Source organism: Microbulbifer mixtoriginis (SeqCode) (assembly GCF_052467945.1).
On record NZ_CP174328.1, the window covers coordinates 3,919,340 to 3,942,500 of the forward strand.

Below are 23,161 nucleotides of genomic sequence, written 5' to 3' on the forward strand. Positions count from 1 at the left end.
ATAACGCTAAGTTTCATCGTAATTAAGGCCCATGGGAGGTCACTGTAATGTTTTCTTTCCTGCAATTTCAGGATCGAACAGGGATGTTAGTGGGGTGCCGCAATGAGCGCGGATTTGGATTAAAAAAAGTAGCAACGCTTGCTGCGGCATTCGTGCTGAGTGCCAATGTCAGCGCCCAGGAAACCAAACGTGTTTCCGCTTACTGGGCCGACTGGGAGTATTGGGCCGACTCCTCCTTCACCCACGACAATGTGGATTTTTCCAAACTGACCCATGTGCAATACGCCTTTGCCTGGAATGACGAAGAGGGCACCATCTACTTTACTGATCCCTATGTCTTTTACGGAATGGGGGCTCAATCTTTCTCCGGCGGCGCCGGCAATGGTCCGGTCAAGTGCTCACCGCCGTTCTGGCATCCCTACAGCCAGTACGATGCAAGCAAGCAGGACGCAGTCTGCCAGAGCTGGAACGATCACGAATCCGGTTTCGTAAAGTCGGTACACGACGATGGTGCCAAGGCGATTCTCTCTGTGGGCGGTTGGACGCTCTCCCATAAAGTCTCTGAGATGATGGAAAGCGCCAACACACGTGCAGCATTTATCGAAAATGCGGTAACCCTACTAACCGACTGGGACTTCGATGGACTCGACCTCGACTTCGAATATCCGGGCTATGCACCCAACGGTGGCCGTTCGATCGACAAAGAAAATTTCACCACACTACTGAAGGAGCTGCGTGCGCGCTTCGATGAAGTCGAAGCCGAGACCGGCAAGCGCTTGGAGCTAACCGCCGCCGTCGCTTGCGGCCCATCGATTGCACAAGAAGGCTACGATTTTGCCGAGGTCGGTGCAACACTGGACTACGTCAACCTGATGACCTACGACTTCGGTGGCGACTGGGATTCAGTAGCCCAGCACACCTCGCCACTTTACCCCTATGCCGGCCAAGTCAATGAGGGCTTCGACGCGGACAGCTGCCGCAATATGTGGATGACTGAAGGCAATATCCCGTCAGAAAAAATCATCCTGGGTATGTCTCACTACGGCCGCAGTGTCGCCGGCGCCACCGCGATCGGCGAAGCCGCATCGGGGCAGGATGTCGCTCACTGGGGTTCCGACACCGAGACACGTTACTACCAGATCGTTGAGAAAATGCAGAGCGACGCATCATTCCAGACCGCCTACGACCCAGAAGCAGTCACTCACTATGGGTGGTTCCCAGATGGCGGCTTCATTTCCTTCGAGGACACCACCTCAATCGCCGAGCGGTCCCGTTACGTGGTCGAGCAAGACCTGGGCGGTGTAATGATCTGGCAGCTCCGGGGCGGTATGCTGCGCGAGAATAACCAATACCAGTATCCACTTCTGGATGCGGCGCTGGAGGTCTTCGGGCAAGGCGGATCGAGCTCTGGGGATGATGGCAACGGAGACACTGGAAGTACTGGCGACACGGGTGATACTGGAAATACCGGGGACACCGGAGATACGGGTGACACCGGCGATAGCGGCAACACAGGGAATACTGGAGACACTGGCGATAGCGGCAGCACCGGAAACTCTGCCTGCGAGGCGTTTGAGCAGCCCTATGCTGGCGATCCAGGCTATGCGGTCGGTGATGTTGTTGTCTTCGAAGGTGTCGCCTACGAATCCACTCATGCGCCAAACTGGTGGTCTCCGAGTGCGGCACCATCGCTGTGGAATGAAACCACCTGTCAAACAAGCGGCGGCGACTCTGGCAACGATTCCGGTACAGGGTCAGGCGATAACAGCGGCACCGATAATGGATCTGGCGACAATACAGATAACGGTTCCGGTGACAACACAGACGGAAATTCTGATGGCGACAATGGCGATGAGGACTCGGCAGATTCCTGCCCAGTGTTCCAACAGCCCTACGCGGGTGATGCCGGCTACGAAGTTGGCGATAAGGTAACTTTCGAAGGCCAGGTATACGTCTCTACCTTCGGACCCAACTGGTGGTCTCCGACTGCAGCGCCGCAGTACTGGGAAGCGAGCTCCTGTCAGTAAATATCTTTAAGATTTTACTTTTCCAGGAAATAAAAGGGCCTTCGGGTCCTTTTATTTTTCACATAAAATATTCAGACCTTTTTTCTTAGCCCTCCCTTTTCAGACCTCAGCTTCCAACCCTTTTCTTCTCCGCACTCTGTTGCCTAGGCGCCATTAGCCCAGCTTTTCAGCCAATCACGGTAGTGCCTGTAAGCTTCAGGATTAAAATTTTCAGAACAACTATTCATAAATCCATGAGAAAACTGTGTTTTATGTAAAGTCACCATCGGTATATTGGAGAGTTCGCGGGAGAACTCCAAAACATTAAAGGAGGGCTCTTTATTTGCCAGAAAAAAGTCTACACTTCGGGTTGGCCTCTCATTGAGAAGATAGCGAACCCTGGAACCATAGAAGCAGGCTGTTTTTTTAATAAATTCAGCTTGATCACTACAGGCTAACATCCAAGCGACTGTTGCGCCCACACTAAATCCCAGCAGATTATAACTATAACGCTGCTCTTTAATGTAACTGCTTACATAGGAATAGTACCTTTCCAGGCCGCATTCGTTGATAAAATATTTATATGCGTCCCCCTCGATCTCAAAGTTCATCTCACTACCGGAGTATGGATCCAGGATTGTATAATCCTCAAAAGTTCGCAAACAAAGGGCGTCCAAGGCTTCTGTCCGCCCCCAAATATCAGAAACAACAATTACCTTCATTAACATTAATACCTTGTAGTTTTTACAATTTCCGAGGCAGCTGCCTTCCTGACAACAATAAATTAAAACTAAACCCCATGAAGATACTTAAATTTAATGAAAGCACCAAAGAATCAAAGGTACTCGCTATTCACCATGCTAAAAAACTCGAAAATGACCTCCTTCTAGAGCTTGTATCATCCAGAAAAGAAATAAAGTCCTCTGGGAAAGCCACCCTAGTAGCCACAGGATTTTGGGATATGACCGACTTATCAATTGAAGACCATGCCAGTCATAAATCCCTTGAAGGTGTTGATAATGTCGAGTTTTAGATGCACAAACTTTTTAACAAAGTGTACGGTTATATGGTTAAAAACCCAGTAGCAAGAAATATCTAACAAGAGATAATCGATCATCAAATTCATTTAAACTGACTTAACCGCCAGCCATCCAAATTTGCTACAGGGTATAATTTCAGCCTCAGGAATCAACTTAGAAAGTTGTACCCTGCTATAATGAGAGGACTCCACACCTTTGTCTGTCAGAATGGAATTCTCTGATACCCGCTTTATACCAAAACCAATTTTCTGATAAAACACCACTCTTTCTTCGATAGATTGTTCTGAGAAAACGCTGACAATCAATTTCCCTTTACGCTGGCATACACTCTGCATTACTTCGATGACTCTACTCGCTGGGTAAATATTACCAACCGTGTTATACATAGATATGGCGATAGAGTACCTACGCTCCGATGTAAATGTCTTGGCATCTGCAAGTAAAAATTGGAGGTTTCTTATTCCTTTACTCAAATTTCGTGCACTCGCAATATGCCCATGGTCATTATCTATTCCCAATCCGAGTTCAAGACGATCGTTTAATAGCCTGAGATGACGACCATTACCGCAACCAAAATCTATAAGCGTTGATCCCTCGGAAACCAGATTTCTTAGAAAACGATTCTCCTCATCGAGATAATTACCCAAATCAGAGTATTTATATACCTTGCGAATAATGTCATCAATTTCGTATGGAACCGACTTAATTGCCATGCAATAACACATTAAAATAACTTCACTGCTTTTATTTTAAGGTGTCTATATCACTTTTCTGAGAGCTACAGATACACTTTACTTTTACTTGAGAAAACGCTTCAACCCTGTATCAGGATGGCAGCCCTGATAAAAAGCCCGCCCCTTGCCATGCGGCACTACTGCCACTTCGTGACTCAACAAAAGTTGCATCCCAGAGGCGAAGCGACTCGCATAACACTGCGCAGCCGCATAAATAGCTTTATGGGTAGGGTGGTGATGTACCCAGTTTTCCAAATCCGCCAGGGATGCAAACCAAGCAATAGTTTCAGTGTCCGGCCTGCCCAGTGCAGGATGCTCATCCTTTAACAGGCGAGCACTAAGACAGCGCGATTCTATTGGGTTTGACTGCAAATAATGCACCCCCTGTTCATACTCGGAACACAGAGATTCCCGGTAGGCATGCCGCTCCGTGGAACTGGCTGTCGAGTACCCTTGAACTGTACGAATCATACATAAATTACCGGGAAGAGATATTTCTGTATCTGACTTTTTCCCAACTGGTATTGCCCGCAAGGTTTGCAGTTGACCCGGAAGCCCATCATTCTCCGCCGCACTAATTCGATCCCGCATCGCCCCCCAGTAAGCGTGTTCATGCTGCTCACAAATATCAAAGTGGCGAAAAATCCCCCAGTCAGCCATAGGTGTGGAGGAAGATACTTCAAAGTGTGAGCGTGGAGCGGCTAACGCCTCATACCAAAATCCCGACTTACTCTGAATAATTTCCCGTAACTCAGTAGCCTCTTCCCTAAGCCATTTCCCCATTGATTCATCGTTGTCCCAATAGGCTATAGCAATATCGTTATAAGCTCTCTGAACATCGATGTGTCCCGCCCGCTCAAAGTGCAGCAAACCTTTAGCACTGGATAAAAACCTGGCCAATAATCGGAATAGCGAATCGTCACGTTGTCCACTCGCAAACTGTAAGCCAACCTGGCACTGGACATACCAATGGTTAGAGGGAAGGTCTAGCTCCCATGCGGGGTAGGGAGGCTTGAAATTCACTGGACGATTTTTCAAGCTTTATTATCTCCTCGCGCTCAGCTTTGTAAGTGCCTAACTTCTAGTTAAGGAACAACTTCTTCAGCCTTTTTCAAGGACATTGTGAAAAGGCTTAATTAGCCCTTACTAAATAAGCACGACTGTACACTTTTGTGATCAGGTAATCTCACACCGTGTAGAAACGCCGCTCAACCCTCTCCCACTCTCCAAGAGCGGCGGGAGAATGTAAACAAACCGTCAGTTGATCAAATTCACCGGAATACTCATTGAGAACTTCCAGGGCCTGGTGTGCGGAAATGGCATGGGGAAATCGATTGGTACCCGCACCCAATGCGGGAAAGAGAATACGCTTCAACCCCTTCTCCCTCGCAAGACACAACACACTCTCATAACAACGCCGTAGCTGGCCAATGGCCAAAGCGCCCCATTGATCACCACTGCTCCACTGCGGCGTAACCGTGTGCAGCAGATAATCCACCGGCAGATGGTAGGCATTAGTTAGCCGCGCCTCACCTACGGCACATTTAAGTTGCCTACCACACTGAGTCGCAAGCTCAACGCCACCCTGTGCATAAATCTGCGCCGAAAGGCCGCGCCCGCGAATAAGATGTTTGTGCGCGGGGCACACCAGTGCGTCCCCACGTAATGTCAGGATATTGCCCCAAGTCAGATGAATTTGTGTCACGGTTTCTCAGTTCTAACGTTTGCTTTACAGATACTGTAGCTCGCGGCTTTGGTCATCGGGCGAATCCTCCTATACTCGGCGCAGCTTCACTCTGCCGGTGAAATAAGTGACAGTAATCGCGCTTACGACCGACGGAAGTTGCAGTCTGTACAGGAACAGAGACGACTATGAACTCAGGGTATAACAAGCATCACACCGCACTAGGCACACCGGTGGCGGAGCTGGAGCGCATCGACCTGCGCCGCCGTATCATGGCCTCCTCCTACATGTTAATTTTTGCCATGGCAGTAACCGGTGTCATGGCGGTTATTGCCCTGAGCGCCGCCGATATTCTGCAGGCCACGACCCTTTCCGCCGCCGCAGTAGTGATACTCTGCTCCTATGTCACCATCAATGTGATGGGCCCCAGCCAAAAAACACCGCTACTGGTAGGCATTCTTTTATTGGTACTCTACTTTTATCTGCTGTTATCCGGCGGGGTTAACAACACTGGCCTAATGTGGGCGGTGATGTTGGTGCCAGGATTTATCAATTTATACGGCTATAAGACCGGCACAGTGGCGCTGATCGCCATCGGCCTAGTCACCGCGACGGCTCTTTTCTACCCGGATTTCCCCGGCCTGAAGGCGGAATATGACACCGCCTATCGCGCACGTTTTATTGCGGTCTTTGGCGCTCTTACCGCTCTCACCGCACTACTCGACAGCAGTCGCCATCACACCCAACAGCTACTCGAACGCCTCACCGGTGAACTGGAAAAAAGTGCCTCCACCGATGCTCTCACCGGGCTGGCGAACCGCCGAGAGGCCTACCGGGCTATCCACGATATGGAACGGCGCAACAAGGAGTTACAGGGCCGCTACGTGATACTGATTGGCGACCTGGACAACTTTAAAAGCATTAACGATACCTACGGCCACGGCTTTGGTGACCGCATCTTGCAGGACGTAGCGAAAATTCTCGGGGAAAACACCCGCGCAGAGGATGTTGTTGCACGCTGGGGCGGAGAGGAGTTTCTGTTGCTGTTGCCCAATACCGATGTGCGCGGCGGCAGGGTGCTGGCAGAAAAATTGCGTCGCAAGGTTGAGGCCCTGAGCCGCCGCTACGTACAGCCGGTAAAAGTTTCCATCAGTTTTGGCGTGGTAGAGGGAAGCGGCAACCCTCACAACCAACTACTGGCGGAGGCGGACAAGCGTATGTACCGGGCAAAGAACAGTGGCCGCAACCGGGTAGTAGCCGCCTAGGTCAAGTGATAAGGTCGCGCAGGAAGAAGCCTACAGCGAATGCCAGCGCGGCGGCACCGCCACCAAATACCAGAGTCTTGAAGCCCGCCATCCAAACCTTTTGGGAAAATACCAGGCCCTTGCACAGACCTATGGCAAAGAAGGTTAAAGCCGCCAGAATAACGCTGCTATAGAACTGTTGTGAAGAGTTCAGTGGCGGGAGAAGGTAGGGCAACAGCGGCACGGTGCCCATGCCAATAAATGCGAAGAAGGTCACCAAAGCACTGCCCAGAGGTTTGCGTTTGGTGCGGCTGATACCGTATTCCTCCGCCAACATGGTCTCAATCCATAGCTGGCGATTGGCGGTAATGGTAGTGACGATCTCGTCCAGCACCTGCCCGCGAAATCCCTTGCGATGGAATATCTGGCGAATCTCCTCTCGCTCTCCCTCGGGTACCAGTGCGATATGCTCGCGTTCGATACGTGTGGCCGCCGCAGCTTGTTCACGCTCCACACTGACGGCCTCGTAATTGCTCACCGCCATACTGAAGCCATCCGCAATCAGATTGGCGAACCCCATAACTAACACCACCGACTCGGAAAAACCCGCACCGAAGGCCCCGGCCACTATGGCAAAAGTGGTAACGCAGCCATCGATAGCCCCCAGAACAAAATCGGAGACCCGTTGAGATTTCGGCTCTCGCCCCAGGCGGGCGTGGATCCGTTCTGGGCGGTGCTCCTCCAGCAACTCGCGCCGGGACATCGCTCCCTTTTGCTCACGCCCCGTCATAGCAGAGGCCCAGCAGGAGCACCTGGCCGGGATTTACAGCGGAGCTATAAAAGCCGGGGACTCGCGTATTCATACCACGCATAAACACCTCATAGTCCCCTGTCCTATTTCTGCTCATTGCCTTGGCCCCGGCCAATCCAGTTTATTTCACAATAAAACTGCCCCTATCAACACCGGTATTTCCGGTTTTAGCGTCATAAGCGTAAACCAGAATTTCGTAGACGCCGGGTAAATCCGTGGCGAAGGGCGCACTAAAGGTATTCATAGTGTCCTGGATTTTCAGTGGCACTGTGGCAAATTCGCCTCCATTTCGCTTCACTATCGCAGTGACTTCAATCTTGCTGCCATCCCATAAGCCACCATCGGTAAAGGAGCAACCACACATCATCACCACATTGGCGCGGATCTCGAATGGACTCTTATCCAAACCGGTGTAGAGGTGAGTCTGTGGGCTGAGCAGGTCCACCGCCATGCCGGGGATTTCCACAATCAAGCCCTCGCCACCAATAGGCTTGCCGGGCACCAACCAGGTCTGGGTCTGCGCCACCACGCGGGCCTGCTTTTTGATGTAGGGGGCCAGCACCTCAATGGTAAGAAAAACTGGCTCACTAATATCCAGATTAGCGGTGAATTTAGCCGCCCCCTCGGCGATAGGCGCATAGCGCTCACGCGGGGTCTTCATAATCTTACCAGTATCGCCGGTGCTCCCTTGAGTCAGGCCCTGTGCGAGAATTTCCCCAGTATCTGCCGCACGGATAATGATCATGGCACCCCCAATGGAGGAACCGATAAATTTGGCATCCTTGGCTTTGGCACGCACGGTAATTTCGGTAGAAACCGCCTTAGTATCCGTCTTGGCCCAAAGTGGAATAGCAACTAATTGGGCAATTAACAAACATAAAATAATGATAATTTTTTTCATACACAGCCTTTTTTAAGTTCTAATTCCTTCCTTAAGCTAGACACCTTACTTTCAACAGGTGATATCAAAAGACATTCTCCTCTTTGGGGTCATATAAATCAAAACCAAACGATTTTCATATTAGGTATAAATTTTACATTACAATAGTTCCGCGATGAGAAAGGTGCATTGCTTAAGGACTAGTTACTGAACAAACATGGTTTCCTTTTATGTTGAAACTGGCCGGTCAGCTAACCAAAAGACTATTCTTTACCTTAACAACTTTATCTGGAGCCTATGCTCTTACGGCCTACATTTATAACAAATGCTTCCCTCAATCAGTCACCTTTAACAGAGAATTTATCTCAAAAAGATTTGTTAGAAACTTAGATCATCTGCAAGATAAAGATACAATCAAAGTACTAATCATTACGGGCGGGGGCGTTCGCGGACTTATCCCCCTCTATGTCCTGCAATATATCGAAAAAAACCTAGGAAAACCGATTAATGAAGTATTTGATGTTTTTGCCGGAGTATCCACTGGAGCCGTTATAGCAACTGGAATCAACATCCCAGGTAAAGCTATTCCAGACTACTATGGGAAGAATATTTCTCACCTAGACTACCTAATAAATATTTATAAAGATGAAACTACTTATATCTTTAAATCCCCCTGGTATCACAAGCTGCTCACTGGGGCTGGGCTCTTCTCACCAGCCTATTTCGGCCGACGCCTACATGAGATCATGGAGAAATACTACACAAAAGATTTAAAATTTAATGATTTAGATAACTACGTTATTATTCCAACATTAAACATAGATAGTGGAGAAATCTTTTTATTCAAAAATCGAGGAGATGCGGCCCTAGATTTACCTACAAATAGCCTATACCAACTGGTAACAGCTGCAGCTAGTGCCGAGACGGCTTTCCCTCCAGTCTCTTTTGAATCGATGAAGTCCAACTTTCAATCTTCCTTCAAAATTTACCCAACAGCTAAAGAAAAGGGTATTTGTTGTGTATTTGCAGATGCGGCTATAGCTATAAACAACCCGTCTAGTTTAATCCTAAGAGACATTATTCATGAATTTCCAGAAAAAAAATACTACATACTGGTCTTGTGCTCTGGATACCCAAAACTACTAAGCTCAAGTATGAAGTACCACTCGCTGAGAAAATGGGGACGCATTCACTGGGCTCATGATGCTTTAACCAACATACAGCGTTCTATGGATAAAAACCAACTTTACACTTTAGAGATTGCCAAGATTCTTTCCCAAAAGGGGCGTATCGAATACGATTTTCTCAACGTAGATATTGACCAGCCTTTCGTGGGCATATTCGACTATGACTTATTGCATCACCTTAAATATTACTCAGAAAAATTAATCAAAGAGAATAAATGTAGCTTAAGAAACATTATCCGACACCTCAACCGAATGGATTAACGTCGACTTTAAAAAACCTGAAAAAGCTGAGAAAATCTTAAGTCAACCTAATAATTCTGAGAAAACAATTCTTTAACTCCCTCCAACCCACATAGTTCACTGTCAAACTTTCCCAGCAGTTTCAGCTGGAAATTTACCCAGCAGTTCCGTTGCGCTCTTAAGGTTTAATGAATAATGAGAGTTTTAACTTTTTCTCTTTGGCCAAACAATTAAAAAATGGGAAAGGTAAGAGTCACCCTCATAAAAAAAGCCGGGCAATGCCCGGCTTTAATTCAATAACCAAGTTAGCTTTTAAGCGCTCTTAATTGAGTCCACCCAAGCAGCCACTCGGCTCTCCAGGACTGGTACCGGCAGTGCACCGCCACCCAGTACGGTGTCGTGGAAACCGCGGATATCGAATTTTTCGCCCAGCTGCTCCTCGGCCTGCTTGCGCAGCTCCTGAATCTTCAGCATCCCGATCTTGTAGGCGGTAGCCTGACCCGGCCACACCAGATAGCGGCGTACTTCGGAGCGCACGGCTGTTTCAGGAATCGCGGAGTTTTCCAGGAAGTATTCTATCGCCTGCTCCTCGCTCCAACCTTTGGCGTGCATGCCGGTATCCACTACCAAGCGGATGGCGCGCCACATTTCTGCGGTCAGATGGCCAAACAGGTTGTAGGGGTCCTCGAATGCACCCATCTCCTTAGCCAGTTTTTCAGAGTAAAGGGCCCAGCCTTCGACATATACGGTGAAGTGCGCCTGGGTACGAAACTGTGGGATATCCTCCAGTTCCTGCGCAATGGAAATCTGCATATGGTGGCCGGGGTTGCCCTCGTGGTAAGCCACAGTTTCCATATCGGTCGTGGAGTAGGCACTCATGTCAGACAGGTGCGCATAGTAGATGCCAGGGCGAGAGCCGTCTGGAGTGCCCGGGTAGTAGTGCTGGGCACCACCATCCTGCTCGCGGAAAGATTCCACCCGCTTAACCACCAGCTCAGCCTTGGGCAGCAGGCCGAAGTAATCCGGCAGCTTCTTGGTGATGTCGTCAAGGAAAGCCGTGGAATCATCCAGGTAACCCTGGCGGCCTTCGTCGGTATTGGGGTAGTAGAACTGGCCATCTTCACGGATAAAGGTGAAGAACTCCTGCAGGTTGCCCTCGTAGCCCACCTGCTTCTTGATGGTCTCCATCTCGCTGCGAATACGCGCTACTTCCTTCAGGCCGATATTGTGGATTTCATCAGCGGTCAGGCTGGTAGTGGTGGTATTTGCCAGGCGCTGGTTGTAGTAGGCCATACCATTCGGCAGACTGCTGGCGCCCTGAGGCTCTGCAGAGGCCTTCTGTACATCTTTCTTCAGCCAGGCAACCAGGGTCTTATAGGCAGGCAGGAACTCGGTCTCCAAGGCCTTGCGCGCGTCTGCGGTCAGCTTATCGGCCTGCTTCTGGTCAATCTTGCCGGCTTCCAACAGTTCAGCGACTTTGCCTTTGGCTCCGGCCCATAGGGGGGCGTCCTCACCATCGGTGAAGGGGGCGCCGTCGATCAGCTTGCTGGACTGCTCGATCGCGCCCTCGTAAGCGAAGCGCGGTGGGCGAATGCCCTCTTTGGCAGACTGCTCAGCGCGCTCGCGCAGCTGATTGATAGCCCGGGAAATACCGCCGATACGGGCGATATACGCCTGCATATCCTCGATATTGTCCACCTTGTGGAAGTTCAGCAGAAAGTTGGGCAGTTGCGACTGCACGCCGCCCATCTGCTCAAAAATATAGCCATGGCGCTTAAAGGGCTCGGCGGCTTTGGCCTGCTCAAACTGGTAAACCCAAATATCGTAGGACGTTTTCCCTTCTTGACTCAGCTTGTCGTAGTCGAAGTTCTTCTTCAGCTCTGCAACGGCCTTTTCCATCCAGGCCAGCTGGCGCGCCTCGGCAGCTTCGCTCATATCGTCGATCTGGTCGTACTGCTCCTTGCGGCCGAGATAGGACAGCTGCATGGGGCTGAACTGCAGCTGCTCTTCGTAACGCGCATCCAGCCATTCGGTCAGACGCTTGGTCTCAGCCACCGCATCAACGGTTACAGGGGCCTCGGCAACGGCACCTTGAGCTTTGTCGGCATTCGCTCCTGCTTGAGCGCTCTTATCGCCCTGACAGCCCGCAAGGATAGCGACAGCCAGCAGGCTGGGGATCAAAGGGTTGTTCAGCTTAATCGGCATTTTCCTATCTCGGTCAAAAGTTGTACAAAAAAACGCCGCTAACTTTGACACGAAATCTTTGAACTGTCGATTCGAGCTCTTTCAAACGCTATATCTGCGCGTCGAGACGAGCAGTCTTGGTGAGGGTTTCGCCTAAAATGGCGGATCATTCGGGACTCTGTGTTATGTCTTCGGCTCGGGGGAGCTGGGATCGGGCCACTCGGGCTTCTGCACAATATGCAGCTCCCGCTGGGGGAAGGGGATCGTTAAACCCGCGCCCTCCAGGGCGGGCTTCAAGCGCTTCATGAGAGTCCAATAGACATCCCAGTACTCAACAGTCGGTGTCCAAATCCGAACTTGCAGGTTCACCGCACTATCCCCCAGTGCGCGAACCGCGAAGCTCGGCTGGGGCTCCGGTAGAATTCGCGGTTCATCTGCCACTAGTCGGCGCAATACCTGTATACCCGCCTCGATATCGTCTCCGTAGGCGATGCTCGCCACTATTTCGACACGACGAGTCTGATTGTGGCTGTAATTGGTGAGGGTCTGCCCCCAAATGGTGCTGTTCGGTGCTGTAATTCGCAGGCCATCGCTAGTATCCAACGCAGTGGTAAAAAGACCCACCTGACGCACAGTGCCCATGGTCTGGCCAAACTGAATCACATCGCCGACACGAAAGGGGCGCAAACTCAGCAAAATAAAACCGGCCGCAATATTTTGCAGGGTATCCTTTAAGGCCAGCCCCACCGCCAAACCGGTGGCACCGAGTAAGGCGATCAGACTCGTGGTATTGATCCCAAACACATCCAGAACCACCAGCGCCCCGACAATATAAATGGCCCAGGTCGCAATATTGCGCAACACCGGCACCAGTGTCGCATCGAGCCGGCTGGTTAATCGATTTATAGCACTTCGCGCCAGGTGGGCCACCCCCAGAGTCACTGCAATAACCAGCACTGCGGCCGCAATCCGTAAAAAGCCAGCAGTGAAAAGGGGCCAGTAACTTTCACCAATACCATCAAGACTCATAAGGGCCTCCTGTTCATTGGCAAATGCGCTGATAATAAAGATCGGAACCGGCTAACCACAGCGGTTATTTGCTTTCTAAAGTAGTCCCGCCGCCTCGGCTTCATCCAGGCAGCGCTGACGCGCAGGGCAAGTGTGCAAATGGTCATTAACCATCCCCGTGGCCTGCATATGGGCGTACATAATGGTAGAGCCAACAAAACTAAAGCCGGCTTTTTTAAGCGCTTTACTCATCACATCAGATTCCGCTGTACTGGCCGGTACCTGCTTGAGGGAACGGGGTTTATTCACGATCACCTTGCCGTCGGTAAATTGCCAGAGAAAGTCAGAGAGTGTTTGCCCTTTCTCTCGCAGTGCCAGAGTTGCGCGGGCATTTTTAACCGCAGACTCCACTTTGAGACGGTTGCGTATGATCCCCGGGTCCTGTAGTAACTTTTCTATCTTGCGCGGCGTATAGCGCGCAATTTTTTCTGCATTGAAATTATCGAAAAGACGGCGATAGTTATCCCGCTTATTTAATACGGTTATCCATGACAACCCGGCCTGGGCCCCCTCCAACAGCAGAAACTCAAACAGGGTGGCCTCATCGGTTACCGGGCGCCCCCATTCCTCATCGTGGTAGCTTTGATATAGCGGGGTGGACAGGCACCAGCCACAGCGTTTCTCTTCCATAATAGGTTCCTAAAATTTATTTTCCTTAATCTCAAGCAGTGACGGCGCTCGGTAACAATACCGAGCACAGCCAGCAAAAAGGAGAGGACTAGCGCTATTGAGCTCCGGAAAAGAAATAGTGCTGAATCAACTGCAGAACCAACAACAAGGAAACCAGGATAAAAATAATATTACTGCGATTCACTTTATCTCCAATAATTTTTGCTCTACTAACCAGTCGCGACATTCGCACAACATGGCATCCAATGTCACCTCTGATTGATAACCGAGTTCGCGTTCTGCCTTGGAACTGCTAGCTACAACCCGGCGCGTCACCAGGGTGGCCTTTTCCGGGGTAATTACCGGTTCCTTACCACTCACACGCGACCATACATCAGAGAACCAGGCGATAGACTGAATAACGAAGGCGGGAGTTGTACGCTTCGGCACAGGCTTGTGCAGCAGCTCGGCTATCTTGCCAAAAAATTCCAGAAAACTGGCATCGGTGCCGGCAAGGATATAATTCTCTCCACAGCGACCCTTTTCGACCGCCTCGATATGCGCCCGAGCCACCGCCCCGGCATGACAGAAAGACCCCCAACCCGGCGGCACGCCAGGCAATTGGTTTTTATCGATTAGAAAAAATGTCTGCGCCCAACTACTGGTGTCGAATTTCCCCACGATTGCACAAGGATTGAGAAATACCGCATCCAATCCCTTGTCGATCTCTTTGCACACCGCTATTTCTTCACGCTTTTTGGTATACAGATAATGATGGCGGGGATCGTCTGCACGCTTTTCGCTCTCTTCGGTGATCGTATCCCTGTGGTAACCGTAGGCGGAGATCGAACTGGTCACGATCATACGGCCAACATTTTTCTCCCTCGCAACCTTTGCAATATTCGCCGCCCCCTCCACATTGTCCTTCCACTGCTGTGCATTGCCACCGCGCCACATACTAGTATTGGCCGCCATATGGAAAAGGGCATCGACATCGTCAGGAATAGCTGAGCGCAGTGAGTCTGAATCGTTCAGGGAGGCCTCAACCAGCTCCACCCCCATGTTGCGCAGCCTCTCTGTGTTGGAGGTCTTGCGATGCATGGCGGTTACCCGCCAGCCATCGGCTTTCAGTTGCTCGACAAGGTTGGCACCGAGGAAGCCGCTGCCCCCGGTCACGAATGCATGTTTCATAGATCCACCGGATGATTATTTCTTGTTATTCATACCCAGTGATAGCCTCTGCCAAGACTTCCGCACCCCGGGAGGGTAAACCGCAGGCAGTACTACAATCTCGACAAGGTGGGCTGTGCACCAACACTGTTGCTGATGCAGCCCCAGGGTTAAACCCAATCCGCAGTGTCTGAACGGGGGCACCAGCACGGCCCCCACTATCTACACATTGAGTCGATGGGAAAGGTTACTCGATTTTCATTCCCAGCTGGTGGGCGAGGAAGCTCCATTGGTTGGCGAAATCCTCCACCTGCATCCACACCGGCTTGCCGGCACCGTGGCCAGCCCGGGTCTCCACCGCGAGCCATATCGGCTTTTCACAGCCCTGGTCTCGCTGCAGGGCGGCCGCAAACTTGTAGCTGTGCCAGGGCACTACACGATCATCGCGGTCGGCGGTGGTGATCAGGGTGGCCGGGTAGCAAGAGCCCTCGCGGGTATTATGAACCGGAGAGTATGCATGCAACGCCTTAAATTCCTCGCGGTTTTCGCTCAGACCGTAGTCACTGGACCACTGGCGTGCGTTGGCGGAAGCGGTGTGGTAGCGCAGCATATCGAGCACGCCCACTACCGGCAGTGCCGCGGCAAACAAGTCCGGACGCTGCACCAGGGTCGCGCCCGCGAGTAATCCACCATTGGAGCGCCCACTGATACCCAGCTTCTCTGGAGAGGTAACTTTCTCCGCGATTAGCCACTCGGCTGCGGCGATAAAGTCATCGAAGACATTCTGCTTCTGGGTCTTAGTACCCGCCTGATGCCAGGCATCACCGTACTCGCTACCCCCACGCAGGTTGGCCAGCGCCAGGGTACCGCCCATATCCAACCAGCCCACAAAGCGGTTGTAAAAGCGCGGCAACTGAGCGGAGTTGAAACCACCATAACCATATAGCAGTGTAGGGTTGGAGCCATCGCGCTTCATACCCTTCTTATGCACCAGGAATAAAGGAACACGGGTGCCGTCTTTGCTCTTATAGAAGTGCTGGCTCACGGTTAACTCAGAGAAGTCTGCAGCGTATTTCGGCTGCTTAAATATTTTGCTTTCACCGGTCTGCACATTCAGGTGATAAATACTCGGTGGGGTAATGAAATTGGAGAAAGAATAAAAGGTCTCCACTTCATCCGGCTCACCGTAAAAACCCTTCACAGAGCCCACGCCGGGCAATTTCAGCTCGTACTGCTTCTTACCATTGGTGTCAGTCACCAGCACTCGCGACTTGGCATCTTTTAAATAGTGCAGCACGAATCGGTCGCCAATATAGCTGGCACTCTGCAGGGCGCTGTCTGCCTGCGCCACTAGGTCACGCCAGTATTTCCGCTGCGGCTTTGCCAGGTCGATCGCAATTATCCGGCCCAGCGGTGCGCCCGCACTGGTCTCGAAGAAGAAGGTACTGCCCTTATTACCGAGAAACTGATAGAGGCCATCCCAGTCATCCAACAGCTTGATGACCTTGCCGGTGTCATCGCGTAAGTCGCGATAGTAAAAGCCGTTGGAATCATAACCATCGAAAATGGTGAACAGCAGATAATTGCCATCATCGCTTACCTCGGCATCAGGGTTGCGAGTGGGATGATCGGTAATACGGTATACCAATTGGTCGCGCTCCTGGGAGTCTCCCAGGCGGTGGAAATAGACCGCGACCTGCTTGCTATCATCGGCACTGCCATCCTTGTTGAATGGGTAACGACTGTAATAGAAGCCCGACTCATCTGGGGCCCAGCTGGCATCACTGAACTTGATCCCAGTCAGTTGCTCCTTTAGGTCCTTGCCGGTCTTTAAGTCGCGAATACGGTAGTCTGTCCAGTCCGTGCCACCATCGGAAATACCATAGGCCAGGTAACGCCCCTTGGGGCTGACCTTAAGTCGTTTCGCTGCGATGGTGCCATCCTCACTCAAGCTGCGTGGGTCCAGCATAGGCTTGCCATCCTGGGCAAGCTCCCCGGCGCGGTAGAAAATGTTCTGATCCCAGTCACCGTTGTTGTAGTCGTAGTAGTAGCTATCGCCTTTCTTATAGGGCACGCCATAGCGTTCGTAGCGCCACAATTCTGTGAGGCGATCGTTGATCTTCTGCCAGCCTGGCAGATCCTTCAGGCGTGGTAACGCATGCTTGTTCTGTGCCTTGACCCACTCCTTAACCTCTCCATTAGACATATCCTCCATCCAACGAAAGGGGTCGGATACCTCAACACCGAAGTATTCATCTATGTGCTCAATAGTCTGACTCTTGGGGTAGGTTTCCACCGCCTGCACAGCAGCTGTGGCCAGAGCCCCAACCAGGAGTGCCATTAACTGTTTCTTCATACGGTATTCTCGGTTTCTCTGCATGAATCAGTCCGCTAATCTAGGCGATTTACTCGCAGGGTTCCAGAGAGACAGAGAGGTCTGAGATGAAAGGATTAATCCAACGGGTCAGCCACGCCCGCGTAGAAGTGTCTGGCCAGTCGGTGGGTGCTATTGAGCACGGTATACTCTTGCTGTTGGGAGTGGAGTCTAAAGACAACCGTGAAAGCGCAGACAAATTACTGCATAAGGTACTGAATTATCGGATTTTTCCCGATGAAAACGGCCGTATGAACCACAATGTGCAACAGGCCGCTGGCGGGCTCCTTGTCGTGAGCCAGTTTACCCTAGTCGCTGAAACTGAACGCGGCCTTCGACCCAGCTTCAGTCGCGGCGCCAGCCCACAACATGCCGAGGGCCTGTACGATTATTTTCTTGAGCGCGCTAATGCCCAATTTACACCGGTAGCCAGCGGAACCTTCGCCGCAGATATGCAAGTGTCTCTTCTCAATGACGGCCCGGTTACCTTTATGCTGGAAACCTAAAGTCCTTAAGAGTTTCATTCGCTAAGTCTGAAGTGCCGGGGCAAATCCTCGTAAACTTATTAAGAAAAAACTGTATTTTTATAACATCATCTCACTTGAGAGATTCCACCATCAAGGAGAAAAACCGCATGCGGTTAACGGTAACAGAAGATATTTATCTGGAATTTCTACAGGAGAAAGATTCCCAGGAGCTTTTTTATCTAATAGAAGATAACCGCCCACTTTTGGAAAAATATTTGTACTGGGCAAAGTCTGTACAGGATATGGAGTCGACCAAACAATATATTTGCCAGCGTATTTATAGTAAACACAATGGCTCTGCCTGGTACAAGATCATTTTTAATGACCAACTCTCCGGAATAATCGGTGTCAAAGAAATTAATCAGAAAAACAAGAGTGCCGAAATTGGCTACTGGCTCTCGGCTCACTGCCAGGGCAAAGGTGTAATGGCGAAAGTTGTGGCTAGGATTTGCGAAGAAATAAAAAGACAAGCTGGTGTAGCCCAGATAAAAATACACTGCCTTTCTGAAAATACCGCTAGCATTGCGGTTGCAAGACGGGCCGGTGGAATCCACAGTAGCACCATCCCCGCATACCTTACGATCGATGGAAAGTCCCAGGATCTAATGATCTACACCGTCGCCCTCTAACAACATCCACCATAAAAATATGATATAGAATTTACTCGGGCTGAATCGTTACCGGACTCCACTCCAAGCCATCAGCCCCCTGACCAGCCCTAAAAATTCTCTTGATTTCCCATTTGCCTGTATCTATTTCGACCACCTTCCCGTCTCTCTGTGATCCGGCATATAGAAACTTACCATCGGGGGTAAAGAGTAGTGAAGCCGGTTCCCGCGCGGCGGCAGCGCCTAAGTCAATACTCTTAAGCTCTTTGCGGGTTGCCGCATCGTAAATCACCACCCGGTTTCCCTGTAGATCCGCAACTGCAACCAGCTTCCCTTCGGGATGGAAACTTATGCGAATGGGAAGGTAACCAACATCAATGACATCCTTCTTTTTTAAACTAGCCGTGTCAAAGATGAAAATATTTTTTGAGCGATTATTACCTATCCATAGCTCTTTCCCATCGGGACTGACCCATACCGCCTCAGGACCATCACCAGCCGGAAGAGTCTTTTTTAAGGTCATAGTGTCCGTATCGATCACGCTGAAAGTATCCGAACCACGACTGGTAACATATGCAGTTTTAGTATCCGGAGATAAAGCCAGCAGGTGACTTCCTATCTGGTCTGTTGATACAGAACCGAGCACCTTGCCCGCGACAGTATCAACCTTAATCACATCATGAGTTTCTTCCGTGGTCACGATAAGGTCATCACCGCTTCCCAGCCAAGCAATTCCATGAGGGCCCATATGCGGGCTAATATCGATAATGCTCAAGCGTTTGCCCGTAGCCACATCAAAGACATTTAACTCTTCGCCAACGTAGCCATCTTCCAAATAGGAAACCACCACAACCTTTGATTTATCCGGGGACAAAATAAGTTCATGTGGAGAGCCACCAGTTTCCGTTCGCTTGATTTCCTTCCCATTTTCCAAGTCAATAAAGCTGACTGTCCCTTCATATTTATTGCCCACTATTAGGGTACTCGCAAAAGTGAAACTACCCAGAAACAGGCTCAGGAGAATCAAGCTAGAAAGAATCGACCAGCGCATTAGAGCACCTCACCACTTGGTCTCAACTGCAAGTTATTCACACGGCACAACTATTTAGGCGCCTATGACCTGTCAGTATAGTTAAAAGTGCAAGACACCCTCTGGCTAGGGTCTAGAAACAGGCTCTGACTGTATAGTTTTATAAGATCTAGTGTTATTTGAGCTAATTACTAACAGAATCCATGGATAGAGCTGTGTATAACTCAGGGATATCCACGCTCAGGCCCCTGTTTCCGCGGGGCCCTTTTCAACGGGTAAAAAAACACCAGCCATTTATCCACTTTCCAGCGCTTGGCGTTATTAACAGAAAGTCTGGATAGACTTGTGCATAACTGCGGTATATCCGCGCCAGGCCCCGTGGTTGCACAGGTTCATTAAAACGTGCAAAAAATCACCGGTATTTTTATTGGTATTTTTGCGCCGTTTTTTTCAACGCAATGATTTTTCTAGGCTAAAGAGCACTTTTTAATTTCAGGTGTTTTTTTGGTGGTGCTTGAGGTGCAGATTAAATAAAGCGCGCTATTTTTTTGTATTTTCATTTTTTCCTTACAGAAAAAATTTAAGAAAGTGCTTTATTTATAGGAGGGAAGGCTCTTCGGAGCTTTTTAGAGCCTGCGCTTTTTTCATTGGCTTTTACCGAGTTGGATTTTTCGGCGGGAGTGTTGCGAGTAAAAATTCGATTGAGCTTTTATTTTTTCTGTATTTTGAATTTATTTTTTTATTCTCTGTTTTTATTTTTTGATGCATTCAATATTTTTTTGCACATAAAAAAAGGGCCACCCTATTGGGTGGCCCTTTTCGGATTAGAAGCCTGACGATGACCTACTCTCACATGGGGAAGCCCCACACTACCATCGGCGATGTTGCGTTTCACTTCTGAGTTCGGCAAGGGATCAGGTGGTTCCACAACTCTATTGTCGTCAGGCAAACTGGCTTGGGTTGGCGTTGGTCTTATAAGCAATTTTGCTTGGCCTGCCGTGTTATCGCTGTTTGCCTCGGTCTGTTGACCGGCGATAACCCCAAATAAGTCGGTAAAACAATCTGTAGTAATACACCGCAAGCGATCATTGTGTGTCTTTCATTCCACAATCCGCTAGCTTAGCTAGTCGTTAGTAACCATCTCTGTTGTATGGTCAAGCCGCACGGGCAATTAGTACTGGTTAGCTCAACGCCTCACAACGCTTCCACACCCAGCCTATCAACGTGGTAGTCTTCCACGGCCCTTTAGGACTCTCAAGGAGTCAGGGAAATCTAATCTTGAAGGAGGCTTCCCGCTTAGATGCTTTCAGCGGTTATCCCGTCCGAACATAGCTACCGGGCAATGCCACTGGCGTGACAACCCGAACACCAGAGGTTCGTTCACTCCGGTCCTCTCGTACTAGGAGCAACTCTTCTCAAATTTCCAACGCCCACGGCAGATAGGGACCGAACTGTCTCACGACGTTCTAAACCCAGCTCGCGTACCACTTTAAATGGCGAACAGCCATACCCTTGGGACCGGCTTCAGCCCCAGGATGTGATGAGCCGACATCGAGGTGCCAAACACCGCCGTCGATGTGAACTCTTGGGCGGTATCAGCCTGTTATCCCCGGAGTACCTTTTATCCGTTGAGCGATGGCCCTTCCATACAGAACCACCGGATCACTATGACCTACTTTCGTACCTGCTCGACATGTCTGTCTCGCAGTCAAGCGCACTTATACCATTATGCTCATTGCATGATTTCCGACCATGCTGAGTGCACCTTCGTACTCCTCCGTTACTCTTTGGGAGGAGACCGCCCCAGTCAAACTACCCACCATACACTGTCCTCGATCCGGATAACGGACCAGAGTTAGAACCTCAAACATACCAGGGTGGTATTTCAAGGACGGCTCCACAATAACTAGCGTTACTGCTTCAAAGCCTCCCACCTATCCTACACAAGTAGGCTCAAAGTTCAGTGCAAAGCTGTAGTAAAGGTTCACGGGGTCTTTCCGTCTAGCCGCGGGTACACTGCATCTTAACAGCGATTTCAATTTCACTGAGTCTCTGGTGGAGACAGCGTGGCCATCGTTACGCCATTCGTGCAGGTCGGAACTTACCCGACAAGGAATTTCGCTACCTTAGGACCGTTATAGTTACGGCCGCCGTTTACCGGGGCTTCGATCAAGAGCTTCGCCGAAGCTAACCCCATCAATTAACCTTCCGGCACCGGGCAGGCGTCACACCCTATACGTCCTCTTACGAGTTTGCAGAGTGCTATGTTTTTAATAAACAGTCGCAGCCACCTGGTCACTTCGACCGGCCTCAGCTTAGGGAGCAAGTCCCATCACCAAAACCGGCGTACCTTCTCCCGAAGTTACGGTACCATTTTGCCTAGTTCCTTCACCAGAGTTCTCTCAAGCGCCTTGGTATTCTCTACCTGACCACCTGTGTCGGTTTAGAGTACGATTCACTATTGCCTGAAGCTTAGAAGTTTTTCCTGGAAGCAGGGCATCAACCACTTCACCCACTAAGTGGGCTTCGTCATCAGTTCTCAGCCTTAGGGACCCGGATTTGCCTAAGTCCCCAGCCTACAACCTTAAACATGGACAACCAATCGCCATGCTGGCCTAGCCTTCTCCGTCACTCCGTCGCAGCAATAGCGAGTACAGGAATATTAACCTGTTTCCCATCGACTACGGCTTTCGCCCTCGCCTTAGGGGTCGACTAACCCTGTCCCGATTAGCGTTGGACAGGAACCCTTGGTCTTCCGGCGGGGAGGTTTTTCACCTCCCTTGTCGTTACTCATGTCAGCATTCGCACTTGTGATACCTCCAGCAGACCTCCCGATCCACCTTCAACGGCTTACACAACGCTCCTCTACCATGCTCCTAAGAGCATCCGCAGCTTCGGTTACCAGTTTTAGCCCCGGTATATCTTCCGCGCAGGCCGACTCGACTAGTGAGCTATTACGCTTTCTTTAAAGGATGGCTGCTTCTAAGCCAACCTCCTAGCTGTCTGGGCCTTCCCACATCGTTTCCCACTTAACTGGTATTTGGGACCTTAGCTGGCGGTCTGGGTTGTTTCCCTTTCCACGACGGACGTTAGCACCCGCCGTGTGTCTCCCGCGATTGCACTCCTCGGTATTCGGAGTTTGCATGGGGTTGGTAAGTCGGGATGACCCCCTAGCCCAAACAGTGCTCTACCCCCGAGGGTGAGACGCGAGGCGCTACCTAAATAGCTTTCGAGGAGAACCAGCTATCTCCCGGCTTGATTAGCCTTTCACTCCGATCCACAGGTCATCCCCTAATTTTTCAACATTAGTGGGTTCGGTCCTCCAGTTGATGTTACTCAACCTTCAACCTGCCCATGGATAGATCGCCGGGTTTCGGGTCTATTGCCTGCAACTAAACGCCCTATTAAGACTCGATTTCTCTACGGCTCCCCTAAGCGGTTAACCTTGCTACAGACAATAAGTCGCTGACCCATTATACAAAAGGTACGCAGTCACCCCGAAGGGCTCCTACTGCTTGTACGTATACGGTTTCAGGTTCTATTTCACTCCCCTCTCCGGGGTTCTTTTCGCCTTTCCCTCACGGTACTGGTTCACTATCGGTCAGCTGGGAGTATTTAGCCTTGGAGGATGGTCCCCCCATATTCAGTCAAGATAACACGTGTCCCGACCTACTCGATTTCACTCTAAATGCCTTTTCGTGTACGGGGCTATCACCCTGTATCGCGGTACTTTCCAGAACCTTCCACTAAAACATAAAGAGCTTA

19 protein-coding genes and 2 rRNA genes (1 of these 21 only partly in view) are annotated in these 23,161 nt (G+C 50.4%); 6 read left to right on the plus strand and 15 right to left on the minus strand.

Annotated features, from left to right (window positions below; all coding sequences use genetic code 11):
* Positions 1 to 47: 47 nt before the first annotated feature.
* Complete coding sequence (locus ACJJIJ_RS16930) at positions 48 to 2,027, plus strand: glycosyl hydrolase family 18 protein (protein ID WP_444937960.1); 1,980 nt, start codon at positions 48 to 50, stop codon at positions 2,025 to 2,027.
* A gap of 143 nt (positions 2,028 to 2,170) precedes the next feature.
* Here the strand turns inward: ACJJIJ_RS16930 and ACJJIJ_RS16935 are convergent, their stop codons facing one another.
* The gene (locus ACJJIJ_RS16935; protein WP_444887485.1) at positions 2,171 to 2,728 is read right to left on the minus strand and encodes a dienelactone hydrolase family protein; all 558 of its coding nucleotides are present in this window, start codon (positions 2,726 to 2,728) and stop codon (positions 2,171 to 2,173) included.
* A 77-nt stretch (positions 2,729 to 2,805) separates the two neighbouring features.
* On the opposite strand from ACJJIJ_RS16935, the gene ACJJIJ_RS16940 reads away from it, so the two are divergent.
* Positions 2,806 to 3,039, plus strand: a complete 234-nt coding sequence (locus ACJJIJ_RS16940; RefSeq protein ID WP_444937961.1) for a hypothetical protein — start codon at positions 2,806 to 2,808, stop codon at positions 3,037 to 3,039.
* 93 nt (positions 3,040 to 3,132) lie between these two features.
* Here ACJJIJ_RS16940 and ACJJIJ_RS16945 read toward each other — a convergent pair whose 3' ends face one another.
* From ACJJIJ_RS16945 to ACJJIJ_RS16955, 3 genes are all read right to left on the minus strand, one after another.
* The gene (locus ACJJIJ_RS16945) at positions 3,133 to 3,759 is read right to left on the minus strand and encodes a class I SAM-dependent methyltransferase (RefSeq protein ID WP_444883097.1); all 627 of its coding nucleotides are present in this window, start codon (positions 3,757 to 3,759) and stop codon (positions 3,133 to 3,135) included.
* An 84-nt stretch (positions 3,760 to 3,843) separates the two neighbouring features.
* Positions 3,844 to 4,818, minus strand: coding sequence for a phenylacetaldoxime dehydratase family protein (locus ACJJIJ_RS16950; RefSeq protein ID WP_444937962.1), 975 nt, complete (start codon positions 4,816 to 4,818; stop codon positions 3,844 to 3,846).
* 148 nt (positions 4,819 to 4,966) lie between these two features.
* Complete coding sequence (locus ACJJIJ_RS16955) at positions 4,967 to 5,485, minus strand: macro domain-containing protein (RefSeq protein ID WP_252083731.1); 519 nt, start codon at positions 5,483 to 5,485, stop codon at positions 4,967 to 4,969.
* 167 nt (positions 5,486 to 5,652) lie between these two features.
* Between ACJJIJ_RS16955 and ACJJIJ_RS16960 the strand changes: the two genes are divergently transcribed.
* Complete coding sequence (locus tag ACJJIJ_RS16960) at positions 5,653 to 6,729, plus strand: GGDEF domain-containing protein (RefSeq protein ID WP_444937963.1); 1,077 nt, start codon at positions 5,653 to 5,655, stop codon at positions 6,727 to 6,729.
* 1 nt (position 6,730) lies between these two features.
* On the opposite strand, the gene ACJJIJ_RS16965 is transcribed toward ACJJIJ_RS16960, so the two are convergent.
* The 3 genes from ACJJIJ_RS16965 to ACJJIJ_RS16975 are packed head-to-tail and all read right to left on the minus strand — an operon-like array spanning position 6,731 to position 8,420.
* On the minus strand, positions 6,731 to 7,498 hold the full coding sequence (locus ACJJIJ_RS16965; protein ID WP_444937964.1) for a VIT1/CCC1 transporter family protein: 768 nt from the start codon (positions 7,496 to 7,498) through the stop codon (positions 6,731 to 6,733).
* On the minus strand, positions 7,485 to 7,616 hold the full coding sequence (locus ACJJIJ_RS16970; protein ID WP_444937965.1) for a hypothetical protein: 132 nt from the start codon (positions 7,614 to 7,616) through the stop codon (positions 7,485 to 7,487). Before ACJJIJ_RS16970 ends, ACJJIJ_RS16965 begins: the two co-directional genes overlap by 14 nt.
* Positions 7,617 to 7,640: 24 nt before the next feature.
* Entirely contained in the window at positions 7,641 to 8,420 is a 780-nt protein-coding gene (locus ACJJIJ_RS16975) for a hypothetical protein (RefSeq protein WP_444937966.1), read from the minus strand.
* 209 nt (positions 8,421 to 8,629) lie between these two features.
* On the opposite strand from ACJJIJ_RS16975, the gene ACJJIJ_RS16980 reads away from it, so the two are divergent.
* Complete coding sequence (locus tag ACJJIJ_RS16980; RefSeq protein ID WP_444937967.1) at positions 8,630 to 9,847, plus strand: patatin-like phospholipase family protein; 1,218 nt, start codon at positions 8,630 to 8,632, stop codon at positions 9,845 to 9,847.
* Positions 9,848 to 10,138: 291 nt separating this feature from the next.
* Here ACJJIJ_RS16980 and ACJJIJ_RS16985 read toward each other — a convergent pair whose 3' ends face one another.
* From ACJJIJ_RS16985 to ACJJIJ_RS17005, 5 genes are all read right to left on the minus strand, one after another.
* Positions 10,139 to 12,031 (minus strand): DUF885 domain-containing protein, encoded by a 1,893-nt coding sequence (locus ACJJIJ_RS16985; protein ID WP_444937968.1) that lies wholly within the window; start codon positions 12,029 to 12,031, stop codon positions 10,139 to 10,141.
* Positions 12,032 to 12,193: 162 nt separating this feature from the next.
* Positions 12,194 to 13,039 carry a mechanosensitive ion channel family protein gene (locus ACJJIJ_RS16990; protein ID WP_252083737.1) on the minus strand — a complete coding sequence of 282 codons (846 nt, stop codon included), beginning with the start codon at positions 13,037 to 13,039 and terminating at the stop codon, positions 12,194 to 12,196.
* Between the two features lie 75 nt (positions 13,040 to 13,114).
* On the minus strand, positions 13,115 to 13,708 hold the full coding sequence (locus ACJJIJ_RS16995; RefSeq protein WP_444883106.1) for a DNA-3-methyladenine glycosylase I: 594 nt from the start codon (positions 13,706 to 13,708) through the stop codon (positions 13,115 to 13,117).
* 180 nt (positions 13,709 to 13,888) lie between these two features.
* Positions 13,889 to 14,878 carry an SDR family oxidoreductase gene (locus ACJJIJ_RS17000; protein ID WP_444937969.1) on the minus strand — a complete coding sequence of 330 codons (990 nt, stop codon included), beginning with the start codon at positions 14,876 to 14,878 and terminating at the stop codon, positions 13,889 to 13,891.
* A 226-nt stretch (positions 14,879 to 15,104) separates the two neighbouring features.
* The gene (locus ACJJIJ_RS17005; protein WP_444937970.1) at positions 15,105 to 17,237 is read right to left on the minus strand and encodes a prolyl oligopeptidase family serine peptidase; all 2,133 of its coding nucleotides are present in this window, start codon (positions 17,235 to 17,237) and stop codon (positions 15,105 to 15,107) included.
* A gap of 62 nt (positions 17,238 to 17,299) precedes the next feature.
* Between ACJJIJ_RS17005 and dtd the strand changes: the two genes are divergently transcribed.
* Together dtd and ACJJIJ_RS17015 are read left to right on the plus strand one after the other, a co-directional pair.
* Positions 17,300 to 17,737 (plus strand): D-aminoacyl-tRNA deacylase, encoded by a 438-nt coding sequence (gene dtd, locus ACJJIJ_RS17010; RefSeq protein WP_444937971.1) that lies wholly within the window; start codon positions 17,300 to 17,302, stop codon positions 17,735 to 17,737.
* Positions 17,738 to 17,865: 128 nt separating this feature from the next.
* Complete coding sequence (locus tag ACJJIJ_RS17015; RefSeq protein WP_444937972.1) at positions 17,866 to 18,387, plus strand: GNAT family N-acetyltransferase; 522 nt, start codon at positions 17,866 to 17,868, stop codon at positions 18,385 to 18,387.
* Positions 18,388 to 18,418: 31 nt separating this feature from the next.
* On the opposite strand, the gene ACJJIJ_RS17020 is transcribed toward ACJJIJ_RS17015, so the two are convergent.
* The 3 genes from ACJJIJ_RS17020 to ACJJIJ_RS17030 all read right to left on the minus strand — a co-directional run.
* Positions 18,419 to 19,417 (minus strand): YncE family protein, encoded by a 999-nt coding sequence (locus ACJJIJ_RS17020; RefSeq protein WP_444937973.1) that lies wholly within the window; start codon positions 19,415 to 19,417, stop codon positions 18,419 to 18,421.
* 809 nt (positions 19,418 to 20,226) lie between these two features.
* Positions 20,227 to 20,342: ribosomal RNA gene (gene rrf, locus ACJJIJ_RS17025) — 5S ribosomal RNA — on the minus strand.
* 204 nt (positions 20,343 to 20,546) lie between these two features.
* Positions 20,547 to 23,161: ribosomal RNA gene (locus tag ACJJIJ_RS17030) — 23S ribosomal RNA — on the minus strand (it continues 267 nt past the right edge of the window).

Coding starts and splice junctions, on each gene's coding strand:
- ACJJIJ_RS16930 (WP_444937960.1), top strand. CDS start 48: ATGTTTTCTTTCCTGCAATTTCAGGATCGAACAGGGATGTTAGTGGGG.
- ACJJIJ_RS16935 (WP_444887485.1), bottom strand. CDS start 2,728: ATGAAGGTAATTGTTGTTTCTGATATTTGGGGGCGGACAGAAGCCTTG.
- ACJJIJ_RS16940 (WP_444937961.1), top strand. CDS start 2,806: ATGAAGATACTTAAATTTAATGAAAGCACCAAAGAATCAAAGGTACTC.
- ACJJIJ_RS16945 (WP_444883097.1), bottom strand. CDS start 3,759: ATGGCAATTAAGTCGGTTCCATACGAAATTGATGACATTATTCGCAAG.
- ACJJIJ_RS16960 (WP_444937963.1), top strand. CDS start 5,653: ATGAACTCAGGGTATAACAAGCATCACACCGCACTAGGCACACCGGTG.
- ACJJIJ_RS16965 (WP_444937964.1), bottom strand. CDS start 7,498: ATGACGGGGCGTGAGCAAAAGGGAGCGATGTCCCGGCGCGAGTTGCTG.
- ACJJIJ_RS16970 (WP_444937965.1), bottom strand. CDS start 7,616: ATGAGCAGAAATAGGACAGGGGACTATGAGGTGTTTATGCGTGGTATG.
- ACJJIJ_RS16975 (WP_444937966.1), bottom strand. CDS start 8,420: ATGAAAAAAATTATCATTATTTTATGTTTGTTAATTGCCCAATTAGTT.
- ACJJIJ_RS16980 (WP_444937967.1), top strand. CDS start 8,630: ATGTTGAAACTGGCCGGTCAGCTAACCAAAAGACTATTCTTTACCTTA.
- ACJJIJ_RS16985 (WP_444937968.1), bottom strand. CDS start 12,031: ATGCCGATTAAGCTGAACAACCCTTTGATCCCCAGCCTGCTGGCTGTC.
- ACJJIJ_RS16990 (WP_252083737.1), bottom strand. CDS start 13,039: ATGAGTCTTGATGGTATTGGTGAAAGTTACTGGCCCCTTTTCACTGCT.
- ACJJIJ_RS16995 (WP_444883106.1), bottom strand. CDS start 13,708: ATGGAAGAGAAACGCTGTGGCTGGTGCCTGTCCACCCCGCTATATCAA.
- ACJJIJ_RS17000 (WP_444937969.1), bottom strand. CDS start 14,878: ATGAAACATGCATTCGTGACCGGGGGCAGCGGCTTCCTCGGTGCCAAC.
- ACJJIJ_RS17005 (WP_444937970.1), bottom strand. CDS start 17,237: ATGCAGAGAAACCGAGAATACCGTATGAAGAAACAGTTAATGGCACTC.
- dtd (WP_444937971.1), top strand. CDS start 17,300: ATGAAAGGATTAATCCAACGGGTCAGCCACGCCCGCGTAGAAGTGTCT.
- ACJJIJ_RS17015 (WP_444937972.1), top strand. CDS start 17,866: ATGCGGTTAACGGTAACAGAAGATATTTATCTGGAATTTCTACAGGAG.
- ACJJIJ_RS17020 (WP_444937973.1), bottom strand. CDS start 19,417: ATGCGCTGGTCGATTCTTTCTAGCTTGATTCTCCTGAGCCTGTTTCTG.